At 63.6% G+C, this 17671-nt stretch carries 15 protein-coding genes; 14 read left to right on the top strand and 1 reads right to left on the bottom strand.

Annotated features, from left to right (window positions below):
* The first annotated feature begins 49 nt into the window (after positions 1–49).
* The 12 genes from AB4O22_RS04690 to AB4O22_RS04745 all read left to right on the top strand — a co-directional run bounded on the left by AB4O22_RS04690 (position 50) and on the right by AB4O22_RS04745 (position 11543).
* Positions 50–2296, top strand: coding sequence for a DNA internalization-related competence protein ComEC/Rec2 (locus AB4O22_RS04690; RefSeq protein WP_223524664.1), 2247 nt, complete (start codon positions 50–52; stop codon positions 2294–2296).
* A 96-nt stretch (positions 2297–2392) separates the two neighbouring features.
* Complete coding sequence (locus tag AB4O22_RS04695) at positions 2393–3028, top strand: MotA/TolQ/ExbB proton channel family protein (protein WP_003204294.1); 636 nt, start codon at positions 2393–2395, stop codon at positions 3026–3028.
* Entirely contained in the window at positions 3025–3453 is a 429-nt protein-coding gene (locus AB4O22_RS04700; protein WP_013694002.1) for an ExbD/TolR family protein, read from the top strand. The genes AB4O22_RS04695 and AB4O22_RS04700 overlap by 4 nt, the downstream gene beginning before the upstream one ends.
* Positions 3453–4463 carry a tetraacyldisaccharide 4'-kinase gene (gene lpxK / locus AB4O22_RS04705; protein WP_460095935.1) on the top strand — a complete coding sequence of 337 codons (1011 nt, stop codon included), beginning with the start codon at positions 3453–3455 and terminating at the stop codon, positions 4461–4463. The genes AB4O22_RS04700 and lpxK overlap by 1 nt, the downstream gene beginning before the upstream one ends.
* A gap of 23 nt (positions 4464–4486) precedes the next feature.
* Positions 4487–4672, top strand: a complete 186-nt coding sequence (locus AB4O22_RS04710; RefSeq protein ID WP_042728811.1) for a Trm112 family protein — start codon at positions 4487–4489, stop codon at positions 4670–4672.
* Positions 4669–5433, top strand: coding sequence for a 3-deoxy-manno-octulosonate cytidylyltransferase (kdsB, locus tag AB4O22_RS04715; RefSeq protein ID WP_460095936.1), 765 nt, complete (start codon positions 4669–4671; stop codon positions 5431–5433). The genes AB4O22_RS04710 and kdsB overlap by 4 nt, the downstream gene beginning before the upstream one ends.
* Complete coding sequence (locus AB4O22_RS04720; protein ID WP_460095937.1) at positions 5433–5897, top strand: low molecular weight protein-tyrosine-phosphatase; 465 nt, start codon at positions 5433–5435, stop codon at positions 5895–5897. Before kdsB ends, AB4O22_RS04720 begins: the two co-directional genes overlap by 1 nt.
* The gene (gene murB, locus AB4O22_RS04725) at positions 5894–6913 is read left to right on the top strand and encodes a UDP-N-acetylmuramate dehydrogenase (RefSeq protein ID WP_460095938.1); all 1020 of its coding nucleotides are present in this window, start codon (positions 5894–5896) and stop codon (positions 6911–6913) included. Before AB4O22_RS04720 ends, murB begins: the two co-directional genes overlap by 4 nt.
* Positions 6914–7178: 265 nt before the next feature.
* Positions 7179–7649: a (2Fe-2S)-binding protein gene (locus tag AB4O22_RS04730; RefSeq protein WP_003204280.1), complete on the top strand. Its 471-nt coding sequence runs from the start codon at positions 7179–7181 to the stop codon at positions 7647–7649.
* Entirely contained in the window at positions 7646–9961 is a 2316-nt protein-coding gene (locus AB4O22_RS04735; protein ID WP_460095939.1) for a xanthine dehydrogenase family protein molybdopterin-binding subunit, read from the top strand. The genes AB4O22_RS04730 and AB4O22_RS04735 overlap by 4 nt, the downstream gene beginning before the upstream one ends.
* Positions 9961–10932, top strand: coding sequence for an XdhC family protein (locus AB4O22_RS04740; protein WP_460095940.1), 972 nt, complete (start codon positions 9961–9963; stop codon positions 10930–10932). The genes AB4O22_RS04735 and AB4O22_RS04740 overlap by 1 nt, the downstream gene beginning before the upstream one ends.
* 20 nt (positions 10933–10952) lie before the next feature.
* Positions 10953–11543 (top strand): nucleotidyltransferase family protein, encoded by a 591-nt coding sequence (locus AB4O22_RS04745; protein WP_460095942.1) that lies wholly within the window; start codon positions 10953–10955, stop codon positions 11541–11543.
* Positions 11544–12158: 615 nt separating this feature from the next.
* Here AB4O22_RS04745 and rne read toward each other — a convergent pair.
* Entirely contained in the window at positions 12159–15356 is a 3198-nt protein-coding gene (rne, locus tag AB4O22_RS04750) for a ribonuclease E (RefSeq protein WP_460095943.1), read from the bottom strand.
* Between the two features lie 699 nt (positions 15357–16055).
* On the opposite strand from rne, the gene rluC reads away from it, so the two are divergent.
* Together rluC and AB4O22_RS04760 are read left to right on the top strand one after the other, a co-directional pair.
* Complete coding sequence (gene rluC, locus AB4O22_RS04755) at positions 16056–17012, top strand: 23S rRNA pseudouridine(955/2504/2580) synthase RluC (protein WP_223470627.1); 957 nt, start codon at positions 16056–16058, stop codon at positions 17010–17012.
* On the top strand, positions 17002–17664 hold the full coding sequence (locus AB4O22_RS04760; RefSeq protein ID WP_028237408.1) for an HAD-IA family hydrolase: 663 nt from the start codon (positions 17002–17004) through the stop codon (positions 17662–17664). Before rluC ends, AB4O22_RS04760 begins: the two co-directional genes overlap by 11 nt.
* Positions 17665–17671: the final 7 nt, after the last annotated feature.

Genomic DNA, 17671 nt, shown 5'->3' on the forward strand with positions numbered 1-17671 from the left:
GGTGCCGTGAACCGTCTATGCCTGAAGAGGGCACTCTCAAGGACGGGTTATGCGCACAGGGTTAGTCGCGCTCGCACTGGGGCTGTTGGCCCCGATTTTTTTGCCGGCACTGCCGCCGATATGGCTGATTACAGCCATGCCGGTGCTGGCGCTGATGGTGTTGCCGTTTCGAACCTACCCGCTGGGTTTTTTCCTGTTCGGGCTGGCCTGGGCCTGTCTGTCGGCGCAGTGTGCGCTGGATGACCGGTTACCCATCGCGCTCGACGGCGAAACCCGCTGGGTCGAGGGGCGTGTGGTCGGTTTGCCGCAACAGGGCGAAGGCGTGATGCGCTTCGAACTGGCCGATGTCCATTCACGCCGTACCCGTCTACCGACGGCGATGCGCCTCGCCTGGTTCGGTGGTCCGCCGGTCAACAGCGGCGAACGATGGCGATTGGCGGTGAAGCTCAAGCGGCCCAGTGGGCTGCTGAACCCGCACGGCTTCGACTATGCCGCCTGGTTGCTGAGCCGCGGCATCGGCGCGACCGGTACCATCAAGGATGGCCATCTCCTGCAAGCGGCCCGGGGGGCCTGGCGCGACGAGGTGCGCCAGGCCCTGGCACAGGTCGATGCCCATGGCCGCTCCGGTGCGCTGGCGGCTCTGGTCCTGGGCGACGGCGGCGGGTTGAGTCGCGAGGATTGGCAGATGCTGCAAGACACCGGCACCGTCCACTTGCTGGTGATCTCCGGGCAACACATTGGCCTGCTCGCGGGCCTGGTGTACTTGTTGGTGGCCGGTGCGGCGCGTTATGGCCTGTGGCCGGTGGGGCTGGCCTGGTTGCCTTGGGCCTGTGGGCTGGCCTTTTGTGCCGCCCTGGGCTACGGCTTGCTCGCCGGCTTCGAGGTGCCGGTGCGGCGGGCCTGCGCGATGATCGGCCTGGTGTTGCTGTGGCGCTTGCGTTTCAAACAGCCAGATCCGTGGTGGGCATGGCTGCTGGCCTTCGTCGGGGTGCTGGTGTTCGACCCGCTTGCCAGCTTGCGGCCGGGGTTCTGGTTGTCGTTTGCGGCCGTCGCCATCTTGATGTTCACCTTTGGCGCTCGTCTGGGGCCCTGGCGCTGGTGGCAAACCTGGACCCGTGCCCAATGGCTGGTCGCGCTTGGCCTTTGTCCGTTGTTGTTGATCGTGGGCTTGCCGGTCAGCCTCAGCGGGCCGTTGGTGAACCTGCTCGCGGTGCCCTGGATCAGCCTGTTGGTATTGCCGCTGGCGCTGCTTGGCACGGCATTGTTGCCGGTGCCGCTCATGGGCGAAGGCCTGCTGTGGATTGCCGGCGGGCTGCTCGATCTGCTGTTCAAGGGGCTGGCACTGGTTGCCGGACGAATGCCGGCCTGGGTCCCTGCCGCAGTCCCGCCGTGGGCCTTGGCTATCGCCGCCGTCGGTGCTTTTTTGCTGCTGTTGCCCAAAGGTGTGCCGCTACGTGTACTGGGGTGGCCGATGGTGTTGCTGATGGTTTTTCCACCGCAAGAACACCTGCCGCAAGGGCACGCCGAGATCTGGCAACTGGACGTGGGCCAAGGGCTGGCGGTGCTGGTGCGGACCCGGCGGCACGCCCTGCTTTACGACGCCGGGCCGCGCTTTGGCGAGGCTGACGCGGGCGAGCGGGTCGTCCTGCCGACCTTGCGCAAACTGGGTGTGCGCCGCTTGGACCTGATGTTGCTCAGCCATGCCGACGCCGATCACGCTGGCGGTGCCCGCGCCGTGCGCAATGGGCTGCCGACGCTGGAAGTGATCAGCGGCGATCCAGACGCGCTGCCCGCCGAGCTGCTGGCCGGGCCTTGCGACAGTGGCAGGCGCTGGGAATGGGACGGGGTCGGGTTCGAACTGTGGCGGTGGGCCTCTGCCGTCGAGAGCAACCAGAAGTCCTGCGTCTTGCTGGTGGAGGCCGGCGGTGAACGCCTGCTGCTGACCGGCGATATCGACACCCCTGCCGAGCGCGCCTTGCTCGACGAGGCCCTGGCCGTGCCGATCCAGTGGCTGGCCGCGCCGCATCACGGCAGTCGCAGTTCGTCGTCGATGGCGTTGCTGTCGCGTCTCAAGCCGCATTCGGTATTGATCTCTCGAGGGCAGGGCAATGCGTTCGGCCACCCTCATCCCCAGGTGATGGCCCGGTATCGGCGCTCGGGCCTGGCGATCTACGACAGTGCCGAGCAGGGCGCCATTCGTCTGCTACTGGGGGCTTTCGAGGTGCCGCACACCGAGGCCGGGCACCGCCGCTACTGGCGTGATCCGCCCGCAGTCGGGCCACCGGGGCAATATTGATCCAGCGCAATCGGCTGACGCGCTTATCGGTGGGGGCGGGTCTGCAAGGCGAGTCTGTGTGATAAAGTGGCGCACTTTTTCGAGGGGGCAGTCACTGTGTGGGAATTGGTCAAATCCGGCGGCTGGATGATGTTGCCGATCATTCTGAGTTCCATCGCGGCACTGGGTATCGTTGCCGAACGCCTGTGGACCCTGCGGGCCAGCCGCGTGACCCCGGAGCATCTGCTCGGGCAGGTCTGGGTCTGGATCAAGGACAAGCAGCTGAACAAGGACAAGCTCAAGGAGCTGCGAGCCAGTTCGCCCTTGGGGGAAGTCCTCGCCGCCGGCCTGGCGAACTCCAAGCATGGTCGTGAGATCATGAAGGAGTGCATCGAGGAAGCCGCCGCCCGGGTCATCCATGAACTGGAGCGCTACATCAATACGCTGGGCACCATCGCCGCCATGTCCCCGCTGCTGGGCCTGCTGGGTACGGTACTGGGCATGATCGACATCTTCAGTGCGTTCACCGGTTCCGGCATGACCACTAACGCCGCGGTGCTGGCGGGGGGGATCTCCAAGGCTTTGATCACCACCGCTGCTGGCCTGATGGTCGGTATCCCTTCGGTGTTCTTCCACAGGTTCCTGCAACGCCGCGTCGACGAGTTGGTGGTGGGCATGGAGCAGGAAGCCATCAAGCTGGTCGAGGTGGTGCAGGGGGACCGTGACGTGGACCTGGCTGGGGGCAAGAAGTGAAATTCCGCCGCAAGCCACGGGAAAACATCGAGATCAACCTCGCGTCGCTGATCGACGTGGTGTTCATCCTACTGCTGTTTTTCGTCGTGACCACCACATTCACCCGGGAAACCCAGCTCAAGGTTGAATTGCCGCAGGCCGTCAGCGGCTCGCCGGCCGAAGACCAGCAACTGAAGAATCTGGAAATCACCATCAGCGCCGAAGGGGCGTTCTCGGTGAACAACCAATTGCTGCCCAAGAGCGACCTGGCGAGCCTGATCGAGGCCCTGCAGAAAGAGTCTGGCGGCGACACCAACCTGCCGCTGTCCATCAGCGCCGACGGCAAGACCCCTCACCAATCGGTGATCACCGCCATGGACGCGGCTGGCAAGCTCGGTTTCAGCCATCTGCGCATGACCACGGTCGAGGCGGCCCCCGCACCCTGATGGCCATGTCCGATCGATTGCTTGCCGCGTGGTATGAAGGTCACCCGGCCCTGACCCTGCTACGGCCGCTGGAGTGGTTGTACCGACGGGTGGTGGTGGGCAAGCGCGAGCGTTTCCTGGCGGGTGAAGGCCAGATCTACCAGCCCCCCGTGCCGTTGGTCGTGGTGGGCAATATCACCGTTGGCGGCACCGGCAAGACGCCGTTGATCCTGTGGATGATCCAGCACTGCCAGCGCAGTGGCCTGCGGGTCGGGGTGGTCAGCCGGGGTTACGGCGCCAAGCCGCCGCAACTGCCTTGGCGGGTCACGGCCGAGCAGGGCGCCGACGTCGCGGGTGATGAGCCGCTGTTGATCGTCCAGCGCACCGGTGTGCCGTTGATGATCGACCCCGATCGCAGTCGCGCCGTCCAGGCGCTGCTGGAGGCTGAGCCGCTGGACCTGATCCTGTCCGACGACGGCATGCAGCATTATCGGATGGCCCGCGACCTGGAGCTGGTGTTGATCGACAACGCCCGTGGCCTGGGCAACCGCCGTTGCCTGCCTGCCGGGCCGTTGCGCGAGCCGGTCGAGCGCCTGCAATCGGTCGACGCCGTGTTGTACAACGGCGCCAGTGCCGACCGCGAAGACGGTTTCGCCTTCCAATTGCGTCCCACCGCGCTGGTGAACCTGGCCAGTGGCGAGCGGTGCTCCCTTGAGCATTTTCCACCCGGCCAGGCCCTGCATGCCGTGGCCGGCATCGGCAATCCCCAGCGTTTCTTCAAGACCCTCGAAACGCTACACTGGCGGCCAATACCGCATGGGTTTGCCGACCACGCCGAATACAGCGCCCAGGCCTTGAGTTTCACGCCATCGCTGCCGGTGGTCATGACGGAAAAGGACGCAGTCAAATGCCGTGCCTTCGCCGCACCCGACTGGTGGTACCTGGCGGTAGACGCCGCGCCGTCGCCGGCCTTCGCGGCCTGGTTCGATACGCAGTTGATGCGCCTGTTGCCGGATCGGCTTTTGCCTTAAAACCTTTTATCCAGGGGAATTCCATGGACACCAAACTGCTCGACATTCTGGCCTGCCCGGTCTGCAAAGGCCCGCTCAAGCTCAGCGCCGACAAGACCGAACTGATCAGCAAGGGCGCCGGCCTGGCCTACCCGATTCGCGACGGCATCCCGGTGATGCTCGAAAGCGAAGCCCGCACCCTGAGCACCGACGAGCGCCTGGATAAATGACTGCAGCCTTTACCGTTGTCATTCCGTCGCGTTTCGCTTCGACGCGCCTGCCCGGCAAGCCGTTGCTGTCGATTGCCGGCAAGCCGATGATCCAGCATGTCTGGGAGCAGGCTTGCAAAAGCAGCGCCCAGCGTGTGGTGGTGGCGACTGACGATGCGCGCATCGTCGAGGCCTGCAAAGGCTTTGGCGCCGAAGTCGTGCTGACCCGTGAAGACCATAATTCCGGCACTGACCGCCTGGCGGAGGTCGCGGCGAAACTCGGTCTTGCCGCCGACGCTATCGTGGTCAATGTGCAAGGTGACGAGCCGTTGATCCCGCCGAGCGTGATCGATCAGGTCGCCGCCAACCTCGCGGCCCACACCGAAGCGCGCATGGCCACCCTGGCCGAGCCGATCGAGGATGTGCAGACCCTGTTCAACCCCAACGTGGTCAAGGTGGTCAGTGACCTCAATGGCCTGGCGTTGACCTTCAGCCGCGCGACGTTGCCCTGGGCGCGGGACGCATTCGCCCAAGGTCGTGACGTCATGCCGGAAGGCGTGCCATACCGCCGCCACATCGGCATCTATGCCTACCGCGCCGGCTTCCTCCAGGACTTCGTCGCCTGGGGCCCGTGCTGGCTGGAAAACACCGAATCCCTGGAACAGCTGCGCGCCCTGTGGCACGGCGTGCGGATCCACGTCGCCGATGCGCTGATCGCCCCGCCGACCGGCGTCGACACCGCCGAAGACCTCGAGCGCGTTCGTCGCCTGCTGGAGGCTTGATGCGGGTCCTGTTCGTCTGTCTCGGCAATATCTGCCGCTCGCCCACCGCCGAAGGCATCCTGCGCCACAAGTTGCGTGAGGCCGGGTTGGCCGGGCAGGTGGAAGTCGCTTCCGCCGGCACCGGTGACTGGCATGTCGGCAAAGCGCCGGACAAGCGCAGCCAGGCGGCGGCCCTGAAGCGTGGCTACGACTTGTCGGCCCAGCGCGCGCAACAGGTGACCCGCGCCGACTTCGCCACCTACGACCTGATCCTGGCGATGGACAGCAGCAATCTGCGTAATCTCAAGGCTCTGCAACCGGCTAATGGCAAGGCCGAGCTGGATCTGTTCCTGCGTCGCTACGAGGCTGAACTCGATGATGTGCCGGACCCGTACTACGACGGCGAGCAGGGCTTCGAGCAAGTGCTGGACCTGATCGAGCGCGCTACCGATCGCCTGGTGATCGAATTGAAGGGGCGGTTATGACCTTGCAGGTTCGGGCGGGCGTCAGCCTCAAGCCCTTCAACAGTTTTGGTGTGGACGTCACTGCCCGGTTGTTCGCCGAAGCCCACAGCGATGAAGATGTTCGCCAGGCGTTGGCTTATGCCGCCGAGCATGCCGTGCCATTGCTGGTCATCGGCGGCGGCAGCAACCTGCTGCTGACCGGTGACATCGATGCATTGGTGCTGCGCATGGCCAGCCACGGTATTCGCCTGCTCAGCGATGACGGCGAACGGGTGGTGGTCGAGGCCGAAGCAGGGGAGCCCTGGCACCCGTTCGTCCAGCACACCCTGGCGCAAGGTTGGGCGGGATTGGAGAACCTCAGCCTGATTCCCGGCACCGTGGGTGCGGCACCGATGCAAAACATCGGCGCCTACGGTGTGGAGATCAAGGACGTCTTCGCCGGCCTCAGCGCGCTCGATCGCCAGACCGGCGAGCTGCGCGATTTCAGCCTTGAAGACTGTCGGTTCGCTTATCGCGACAGCCTGTTCAAGCAGCAAGCGGGTCGCTGGTTGATCCTGCGGGTGCGCTTCGCCCTCAGCCGCGCCGCGCACTTGCATCTGGAGTACGGTCCGGTTCGCCAGCGATTGACCGAGCAGGGCATCGAGCAGGCGACACCCACCGATGTGAGCCGGGCCATTTGCAGCATCCGCAGCGAAAAACTCCCGGACCCGGCGGTGCTGGGCAATGCCGGCAGCTTCTTCAAGAACCCACTGGTGCCGGCCGCGCACGTGGCGCACTTAAAGCTGCAATACCCTGACCTGGTGGCTTATCCACAGCCTGAAGGGCAGATGAAAGTCGCTGCCGGCTGGCTGATCGAGCGCGCCGGCTGGAAGGGCTTTCGCGAAGGTGATGCCGGGGTGCACAAGTTGCAGGCGTTGGTGCTGGTCAACTACGGCAGCGCCACGGGCCCGCAACTTCTGGACCTGGCCCTGCGCATCCAGAAAGACATTGCCGAACGTTTCCAGGTCGAGCTGGAAATGGAGCCCAATCGGTACTGAACCGCGCTTTGCGACCGCCTGAAAAAACGCCCTGCACACCCCGCACACAAGCATTTGTGCAGGATTGTGCAGGGCGTTTTGCGTGATCCTGGGTTAATTTGGCTTCCTAACGATGCGACCATCGCATCCTAAAGGCCCGATGCAGACGCCTGCGTGCGCCGGCATAAGAGAGCCCGATCAGCCTGAGCCAGTCTGCGACAACCGAACCGTCAACCCGGCGGCAGATTGCTCGACCCCATAACTCGATAACTATGCGGGCGTGCCCATGATTACCCTGAAACTCAATGGAAAAGACCATCAACTGGATGTGACCGAGGACATGCCGCTGCTGTGGGCTATTCGGGATGTAGCCGGTTACAACGGCACCAAATTCGGCTGCGGCATGGGCCTGTGCGGCGCGTGCACCATCCACATCGACGGCGCCCCGGCGCGCAGCTGCATTACGCCAATCGGTTCTGTGAATGGGCAAAATGTCAGCACCATCGACGAACTTCATGTCGATCCGGTCGGGCAAATCGTCCAGAAGGCCTGGCTCGACACGGCGGTGGCCCAGTGCGGTTACTGCCAGGGCGGGCAGATCATGTCGGCGACCGCCTTGCTCAAGACCAACCCCAACCCGAGTGACGAGCAGATCGAAGAAGCCATGGTCGGCAACATCTGCCGCTGCGGCACCTACAACCGGATCAAGACCGCGATCCGCCAGGCCTCCACTCACCTGAAGGAGGCCAAGGCATGAGCCGCTTGCCCGATGATTTTGTCCTGAGCAACCTCAGCCGTCGCGGCTTCCTCAAAGGCGCGAGCGCCACCGGTGTGCTGGTGCTGGCGGCCACGTGGGGCCTGCCGGAGGCCTTTGCCGAGGAAAAGAAATTCGGTGCCGAGGGCATGCCCCATGGCGCGGTCGACGACCCGAAGGTGTACGTCAGCATTGCCGCTGATGGCAGCGTGACCGTGATCTGCAACCGTTCGGAAATGGGCCAGGGTGTGCGTACCAGCCTGAGCATGGTCGTGGCCGATGAGCTGGAGGCCGACTGGGCGCGTGTGAAGGTGCAGCAGGCGCCGGCCGATGAGGCGCGCTTCGGCAACCAGGATACCGACGGCTCGCGTAGCATGCGTCATTGGTACGAGCCGATGCGCCGTTGCGGTGCTGCCGCCCGGACCATGCTGGAACAGGCCGCCGCTGCGCAGTGGAAGGTGCCGGTGGGTGAATGCCATGCCCAACTGCACAAAGTGCTGCACCAGCCTTCGGGGCGTGAACTGGGCTATGGCGAATTGGCCGCTGCGGCCAGTGCCTTGCCGGTGCCGGGGCGTGACAGCTTGCGCCTCAAGCAGCCATCGGAGTTCCGCTACATCGGCAAGGAGGCGAGCCGGGCCATTGATGGTGCGGACATCGTCAACGGTCGTGCCGTGTTTGGTGCCGATGTGCATTTCGACGGCATGCTCTATGCCGTCATCGCGCGTCCGCCGGTCTATGGTGGCAAGGTCAAGAGCGTGGACAGCAGCGAGGCGCTGAAAGTACCGGGCGTGATCAAGGTGGTGCAGATCGAAGGGCGCCCTCTGCCCTCGGAATTCCAGCCGTTGGGCGGCGTGGCTGTGGTGGCGAAGAACACCTGGGCGGCGATCAAGGGCCGCGAAGCGTTGAAAATCCAGTGGGACGATGGCCCGAATGCCGGTTATGACTCCATTGCCTACCGCAAGGAGCTGGAAGCGGCGGCCCTCAAGCCCGGAAAAGTCGTGCGCAGCAGCGGCGATCTCGACAACGCGCTGGCCAAGGCTGACTCGACCCTGGAAGCGGCGTATTACCTGCCTCACCTGTCTCAATCACCGATGGAACCGATGGTTGCCGTTGCCCGGTTCAAGGACGGCCATTGCGAGGCCTGGGCGCCGAGCCAGGCGCCGCAGGTGACCCGTGAACGTGTCGCCGAACGCCTGGGCATTCCTTTCGATAAGGTCACCGTGAACATCACGTTGCTGGGCGGTGGTTTCGGACGCAAGTCCAAACCCGACTTTGTCGTCGAAGCGGCGGTGCTTGCCAAGGAGTTTCCCGGCCAGGCAGTACGGGTGCAATGGACCCGCGAGGACGACATCCATCATTCGTATTTCCACACGGTATCGGCCGAATACCTCAAGGCCGGCCTGAACCAGGACGGTATGCCGTCCGGCTGGTTGCACCGCACTGTGGCCCCGAGCATCACCGCACTGTTTGCGCCGGGCATGACCCACGAGGCGCCGTTCGAAATAGGCATGGGCGTGACCAACATGGCCTACGCCATCCCGAACCTGCGCCTGGAGAACCCCGAAGCCACGGCTCACACCCGGGTGGGCTGGTACCGTTCGGTGTCGAACATCCCCCATGGTTTCGCGATCCAGAGTTTCATCGACGAATTGGCCCACAAGGCCGGCCAGGATCCGCTGAAGTACCAGGTCAAATTGCTCGGGCCGGACCGCAAGATCGATCCGCGTACCTTGAGCGAAGAATGGAACTATGGCGAATCCCCCGAGCGTTATCCGATTGATACCGCGCGGATTCGCACGGTGCTGGAAACCGCTGCGAAGGCCGCCGGTTGGGGCCGGGAGCTGCCGAAGGGCCGTGGCCTGGGGTTGGCGGTGCATTACAGCTTCGTCACTTACGTGGCGGCGGTGATCGAGGTGGAGGTCAAGGACGATGGCACGGTGATCGTGCACAAGGCGGACATCGCCGTGGATTGCGGTCCGCAGATCAACCCCGAGCGCATCCGTTCCCAGTTCGAGGGCGCCTGCGTCATGGGCCTGGGCAATGCCATGGTGGGGGAAATCAGCTTCAAGGACGGCAAGGTGCAGCAGGACAATTTCCATATGTACGAAGTGGCGCGCATGCCCCTGGCGCCCAAGGAAGTGGCGGTGCATCTGGTCACGCCGCCGGGCGAGGTGCCGTTGGGCGGTGTCGGCGAGCCGGGTGTGCCGCCGATTGCGCCTGCGCTGTGCAACGCGATTTTCGCTGCCACTGGCAAGCGTATTCGTAGCCTGCCTGTGCGCTATCAGCTGCAGGGCTGGCAGCAGGCGAAGGCCTGATGGACAGCGTTGATCTGAACGTCCTGCGCAGCGTGCTTGAGTGGCGCCGCGCCGGGCAGCGGGTGGTGCTGTTCACTGTGGTCCAGACCTGGGGTACCGCGCCAAGGCCGCCGGGAGCGATGCTGGCCCTGCGCGAAGATGGCGTAGTGATTGGTTCGGTGTCGGGCGGTTGTGTCGAGGATGATCTGATCGCCCGGTTGCACGACGGTCGCATTCCGGCGGACGGTCCGCCGGTGCAACTGATCACCTATGGCGTCACCCGCGAAGAAGCAGCGCGCTTCGGCCTGCCGTGCGGCGGCACCCTGCGCCTGACCGAAGAGCGGGTGGGCGACCCACACTGGGTCGCGCGGTTGCTGGAACGTTGTGAAGCCCATGAGATTGTCGCCCGTGAGCTGACGATAGCCAGCGGCAACGTGGTCCTGAGCCCGGCGAGCAAGACCGACGCCCTGGTGTTTGATGGGCAGGTCCTGCGGGCCATATACGGTCCGCGTTGGCGGCTGCTGCTGATCGGCGCCGGGCAACTGTCGCGTTATGTGGCGGAAATGGCCCGGCTGCTGGACTTCGAAGTGCTGATTTGCGATCCGCGCAAGGAGTTTGTCTATGGTTGGGAAGAGCAGCATGGCCGCTTCGTCTCGGGGATGCCCGACGAAGCGGTGTTGAGCATCCAGACCGACGAACGCACCGCCATTGTGGCCTTGACCCATGACCCACGCCTGGACGACATGGCGCTGCTTACGGCCCTGGACTCCAAGGCTTTTTATGTCGGCGCCCTGGGCTCGCGAGTCAACAGCCAGAAGCGCCGGGATAACCTCGCTCAGCTAGGCTTGTCAGCAGAGGCCATTGAACGCTTGCATGGACCCATCGGCTTGCACATCGGTAGCCACACCCCGGCGGAAATCGCCTTGTCGCTGCTGGCCGAAATCGTGGCCATCAAGAATGGCGTTGAACTGCGGCAGAAAAAGCCGCTGTAAGCCGTGGGCAAGGAGGGCGTATGAGCGAGTCGATTGGCGTGATCATTCTGGCGGCCGGATCGGGCAGCCGTTTCCGCCGTATTGCCGGCCCGGACAAGGATAAATTGCTGGCTGATTGCGCCGGGCGTGACGGCTCCGTGCGGTCGGTGATCGAACAGGTGCTGGTGAATCTGCCAGCCGCCCTGGAAAAGCGCCTGCTGGTGACGAGCAGGGATCGGCCGCAAGCCGTTCGCATGGCCCAGGCCTATGGCTGCGATTTCGTGGAGCTGGACTCGCCCGGCCTGGGCGACAGCATTGCCGCAGGCGTCCAGGCCTGCCCGGACCTTGATGGCTGGCTGATAGTGCTGGGCGACATGCCCTTCATCCTGCCGTCGAGCATCGAACAGGTGGTGGCAGGGATCCGTGCGGACGGCATCAGCGTGCCGGTTCTTGCAGGTGAGTACGGGCATCCGGTGGGATTCGGTCGTGGGTTTGGGCCGAAACTGATGGCATTGACCGGTGATCGGGGGGCCAAGGTATTGTTTGCCGGGGCGCAAGTGGTCGAAGTGCCGGTGGATGACCCGGGCGTAACGTGGGATGTAGATGTGCCAGAGGCACTGGCCTTCAAATAACAGACGACGCAGAAGCCTGTGGAAGCGAGCTGACATTCAGTATTGATGCAAGCTGACCCGGCGCCATCGCGAGCAAGCTCGGCTCCCACATTGGATCTTCAACGGGCATAAATCTTGTGCCCGCCCCCAGATCCCTGTGGGAGCGAGCTTGCTCGCGAAAGCGGTCTGGCATTCAGCATTGATGCAAGCTGACCCGGCGCCATCGCGAGCAGGCTCGGCTCCCACATTGGATCTTCAGGGGGCATAAATCTTGTGCCCGACCCCCAGATCCTTGTGCGAGCTTGCTCGCGAAAGCGGTCTGGCATTCAGCATTGATGCAAGCTGACCCGGCGCCATCGCGAGCAAGCTCGGCTCCCACATTGGATCTTCAGTGGGCATAAGTCTTGTGCCCGCCCCCTGACCCCCTGTGGGAGCGAGCTTGCTCGCGAAAGCGGTCTGGCATTCAGCATTGATGCAAGCTGACCCGGCGCCATCGCGAGCAGGCTCGGCTCCCACATTGGATCTTCAGGGGGCATAAATCTTGTGCCTGGTCCCAGACCCACTGTGGATAAGTATGAAGGCATAAAAAAGCCCCGCCTGGCATGACCAGGCGGGGCTTTTTACTGGGCGGTGGAATCAGGCGTGAGGTTTAGGCTCGTGCTCTTTTTCCAGGGCTTCAGTGTGACGCGGCACGACTTCTTCAGCAGTGTGCTGAGGTTCGTCGAACGTTGGAGCCGATTCAGCCGGGGTCTCGGCGACCGGGGCAGGGGCTGCCTCGGCGACTTCTTCCACGACTGGAGCTGGTTCGACAGCAGGCGCTTGAGCGGCAGCAGCGGCAGCTTGTTCGGCTTCCTTCTGCAGACGCTCGGCTTCACGCTTGCGACGACGCACTTCACGCGGATCGTTCGGCGCGCGGCCATTTGCGGTCAGGGCGCTGGCGGGTGCTGGCTCTTCAACCGGGGCCGGTGCTTCGACAACCACGGGTGCTTCGACCACTGGAGCAGGCTCGACCACTTCCGGCTCGACCGCTTTCACGGGCTCTGGTGTCGGTTCTGGCTCGACAACAGGTGCCGGTGCAGCTGGCTCGGCGGTCCAGTTGAACGCAGTCTGCTCCTCGCGGGCAGGCTCTGGGGCCTTTTCCTCGGCCGGTGCTTCGAAGGCCGGCTCCGCGGCTACCACTGGCTGCTCGACAACCGGTGCAGGCTCGGCGACCACTTCAGTTTCAGCAACCTGGGCTTCATGGGCCGGGGCGACTTCCACTTCTGGCGAAGCAGTGGCTTCTACCGGAGTCGTGGCTTCGACTGCCGGAGCTTCAGCAACTGGCGCGCTTTCCACGGCAGCGGTAGCGCGTTCGGCTTGTTCGTTAGCCTCGGCTTCGGCCGGGGCGCTGATTGCGCTGCTGGCAACGGCGGCAGTCACGGCCAGGCCGGCGGCCAGGTCGGCAGCGCTTGGCGCTTCAGCGTTCTCGGTAGCCTCGGACTCTTCCGAACCTTCGATCACGTTGCCGTTGGCGTCACGCTGACGTTCACGACGGTTGCTGCGACGACGCTGGCCACGGGAGCGGCGGCGTGGACGATCGCCTTCGGCGGTGTCCTGGCCGTCTTCCTGCAACTGCTCTTCGGTGTTCAGTACTTCTTCTTCGCTGGCAGCGGCGGCTGCCTGCTCGGCGCGTGGCTGGCGCTCTTCACGTGGCGGACGCGGTGCACGTTCTTCACGAGGCTGGCGGGCCGGACGCTCTTCAGCGGTGGCGGCGGCAGCGACCGGGGTGGCATCCAGTGGCTCGCGCAATTCGCGAACACGTTCTTCACGCTCGCCACGTGGCTTGCGATCTTCACGCGGTGCGCGCGGCTGGCGTTCTTCACGCGGCGGACGCGGTGCACGCTCTTCGCGGGCTACGGCTGGCGCCTCCTCACGGGCTTCGCGCGGCTGACGCTCTTCACGCGGCTCACGTGGCGCGCGTTCTTCACGCGGTGCACGCTCTTCGCGAGGCTTGCGTTCTTCGTCACGACGACCGTTGCGGTTGCGGGTCTGCTGGCGACCGTTACGGCGTTCTTCGTTGCGGGCAGGACGCTCGGTCGTGGCAGGCTTGGCGACGACGGCCGGGGCAGCAGGTTCTTCCTTGGTGGCGAACAGGCTGACCAGCGACTTCACCAGGCCTTTGAACAGGCTTGGCTCTGGTGCAGCGGCCGGGGCGGCAACCGGAGCGGCCACTTCGGTCGGAACCGGAGCGTTGGCGCGGGCCGGAGCGGTCTTGACCGCGGCTTCCTGGCGAACCAGGGTGCGAGTGGCGGCGGCCGGCTGGACTTCTTCCACTTCGGCAGCGGCAGCAGCGATTTCGTAGCTGGACTGGTTGGTGTGGGCTTCCGGGCTGTCATCGCGCAGGCGCTGCACTTCGAAGTGCGGCGTCTCGAGGTGATCGTTCGGCAGGATGACGATACGGGCGCGGGTACGCAGTTCGATCTTGGTGATCGAGTTGCGTTTTTCGTTGAGCAGGAACGCGGCCACCGGGATCGGCACCTGGGCGCGAACTTCGGCGGTGCGGTCTTTCAGGGCTTCTTCTTCGATCAGGCGCAGGATCGCCAGGGACAGCGACTCGACGTCACGGATGATGCCAGTGCCGTTGCAACGCGGGCAAACGATGCCGCTGCTTTCGCCCAGGGACGGACGCAGGCGCTGACGGGACATTTCCAGCAGGCCGAAGCGCGAGATGCGACCGACCTGTACGCGGGCGCGGTCGGCTTCCAGGCATTCACGGACCTTTTCTTCCACGGCGCGCTGGTTCTTGGCCGGGGTCATGTCGATGAAGTCGATGACGATCAGGCCGCCGATGTCGCGCAGGCGCAACTGACGGGCGATTTCCTCGGCCGCTTCAAGGTTGGTCTGCAGGGCGGTTTCTTCGATGTCGCTGCCTTTGGTGGCGCGGGCCGAGTTGATGTCGATGGACACCAGGGCTTCGGTCGGGTCGATGACGATGGAGCCGCCGGACGGCAGTTCGACGACGCGCTGGAAGGCGGTCTCGATCTGGCTTTCGATCTGGAAACGGTTGAACAGCGGAACGCTGTCTTCGTAGAGCTTGATCTTGCTGGCGTACTGCGGCATCACCTGGCGAATGAAGGTCAGGGCTTCGTCCTGGGCTTCGACGCTGTCGATCAGCACTTCGCCGATGTCCTGGCGCAGGTAATCGCGGATGGCGCGGATGATCACGTTGCTTTCCTGGTAGATCAGGAACGGCGCGGAGCGATCCAGCGAGGCTTCTTTGATGGCGGTCCACAGTTGCAGCAGGTAGTCGAGGTCCCACTGCATTTCTTCGCTGCTGCGGCCCAGGCCGGCAGTGCGCACGATCAGGCCCATGTCCGCCGGGGCAACCAGGCCGTTCAGGGCTTCACGCAGTTCGTTGCGCTCTTCGCCTTCGATGCGGCGGGAGATGCCACCGGCGCGAGGGTTGTTCGGCATCAGGACCAGGTAACGGCCGGCCAGGCTGATGAAGGTGGTCAGGGCGGCGCCCTTGTTGCCACGTTCTTCTTTTTCGACCTGGACGATGACTTCCTGGCCTTCGCTCAGGACGTCCTTGATGTTGACGCGGCCTTCAGGGGCCTTCTTGAAGTATTCGCGGGAGATTTCTTTGAGGGGCAGGAAGCCGTGGCGCTCGGAGCCGAAATCGACAAAGGCAGCCTCAAGGCTTGGTTCGATGCGAGTAATCCGGCCTTTATAGATGTTGGCCTTCTTCTGCTCGCGTGCACCGGATTCGATATCCAGGTCGTAGAGGCGCTGGCCGTCTACCAGTGCAACACGCAACTCTTCGGGTTGAGTTGCGTTAATCAGCATTCTTTTCATGTAGTACCGTCGGTTTCCGGGCTGCCGGAAACGGCGTTCGGCACACACGACTTCTCACGGTCGGTGTCAGGTGCGTCCTGGAGATGGCAAGGCCACTCCAGTGTCCAGCGAGTTCGACCCAATGATGGCGAAGTCGCGACGGACGCGTCCTGCTTGCTGGTACTCAAGCACTCAGTCAGGAGGAGGAATCAACCGGCGCCTGTGGACGAGATGAAGCGTCTAAATATAAGCCTAGTGCTACACAGTCCGACGGTTGTACATCTCCACCCTACACGTATCCCTGATAATTCGGGTGCGGCCGCGCGCAGAATCCGCAGCGGGTTGGCATTTACCGTGAGCTCCGGAAGGGGAGGTCACGCATCATGGCTAATTTAGGCGTTGTTTCCGAAGCATTCGCTCGGGGTCGTCCGCAGCTGACTGCACTTTGTGAACTGGCCGTGAATGTGGCGCGCAAGGCGAGTCAAAACTCTGCTTTGCGGCGTATTTCAGGCCTCATGTCACCTGCGCTCGTTACACCTGAAAACTCTACCGTTACGTAGCGAAAGCCCCGTAGGACGGCCTCTCGTCCTCGTGAATTGCGTTGGTCAGGGCCGGTTTTTGACCGTTAGTCCACTGTCCAGCCACTTTTGGCGGCGTTCGCGACTATAGCAGCAATGATTAAGTGCTTCAATTCCATAAAAAATTGTTATGATCGCCGCCATGACAACTACTGCCCCTTCGACCCCTGGCGTTCAACTGCTCGAGGTCTCGCCGGAATATGCCGGCCAACGAATCGATAACTTCCTGCTGGCCCGGCTCAAAGGCGTGCCCAAGACCTTGATCTACCGCATATTGCGCAAAGGCGAAGTGCGGGTGAACAAAGGTCGGATCAAGCCCGAGTACAAGCTCCAGGCTGGTGACATCGTGCGCGTGCCGCCGGTTCGCGTGCCCGAGCGCGATGAGCCGGTGCCCCTGGCCCAGGGGCTGCTGCAGCGCCTTGAAGCCTCGATTATCTTTGAAGACAAAGCCCTGATCGTGATCAACAAGCCCGCGGGCATTGCGGTTCACGGCGGCAGCGGCCTGAATTTCGGTGTGATCGAAGCCTTTCGTCAGTTGCGTCCGGACGCCAAGGAGCTGGAACTGGTCCATCGCCTCGACCGCGACACCTCCGGCTTGCTGATGATCGCCAAGAAACGCAGCATGTTGCGCCACCTGCACGAGCAGTTGCGCGGCGACGGCGTCGACAAGCGCTACATGGCGCTGGTGCGTGGCCGCTGGGAAACCTCCATCAAGCAGGTCCGTGCGCCGTTGCTCAAGAGCAACCTGCGTTCCGGCGAGCGCATGGTCGAAGTCAATGAGGAGGGCAAGGAGGCGCTGACGGTGTTCAAGGTGCTGCGCCGCTTCGACGACTTTGCCACCCTGATCGAGGCCAAGCCCGTGACCGGGCGTACTCACCAGATCCGTGTCCACACCTTGCATGCCGGGCATTGCATTGCTGGCGACAGCAAATACGGCGATGACGATTTCACCAAGGAAATTCGCGATCTGGGCGGCAAGCGCCTGTTTCTCCATGCTTACATGCTGACCGTGCCGCTGCCCGATGGTGGCGAGCTGAAATTGCAGGCCCCGGTGGATGACATGTGGGCCAAGACCGTGGAGCGGTTGAGTGCATCCTGACTACAAACTGCTGATCTTCGATTGGGACGGCACTCTGGCCAACTCCATTGGTCGGATCGTGGAGGCGATGCATGTCGCCTCGGACCGTATGGCGTTTGCCCGATGCGACGACTTGGCGGTGAAAGGCATCATCGGTCTCGGGTTGCCAGAAGCCATTCGCAGCCTGTATCCGGAAATTGACGACAATGAGCTGGTGGTTTTTCGCCAGCATTACGCCGATCACTATATCGCGCTGGACGCCGAGCCTTCACCATTGTTCGATGGCGTGGCGGGTACGCTGGAGGCTCTGCGTACCGAGGGCTATCACCTGGCTGTCGCGACCGGCAAGGCTCGTCGCGGGCTGGATCGAGTGCTCAAGTCCCATGGCTGGGAGGATTATTTCGATATCACCCGTGCCGCGGATGAAACCGCCAGCAAGCCGCATCCGCTGATGCTCGAGCAGATCCTGGCGCATTGCAACGTGCGGCCGGATGAGGCGCTGATGGTGGGGGATTCGTCATTCGACCTGCAGATGGCGCGCAACGCCGGCATGGGCTCGGTGGCGGTCAGCTACGGCGCTCAAACGATCGAGGCACTGCGGGCATTCGAGCCGCGACTGGCCATTGATCATTTTCCTGAGTTGCACGCCTGGCTGAGCCAGCGGGCTCTTTAAGTTTTGC

This window comes from Pseudomonas sp. S3_B11, assembly GCF_054667715.1.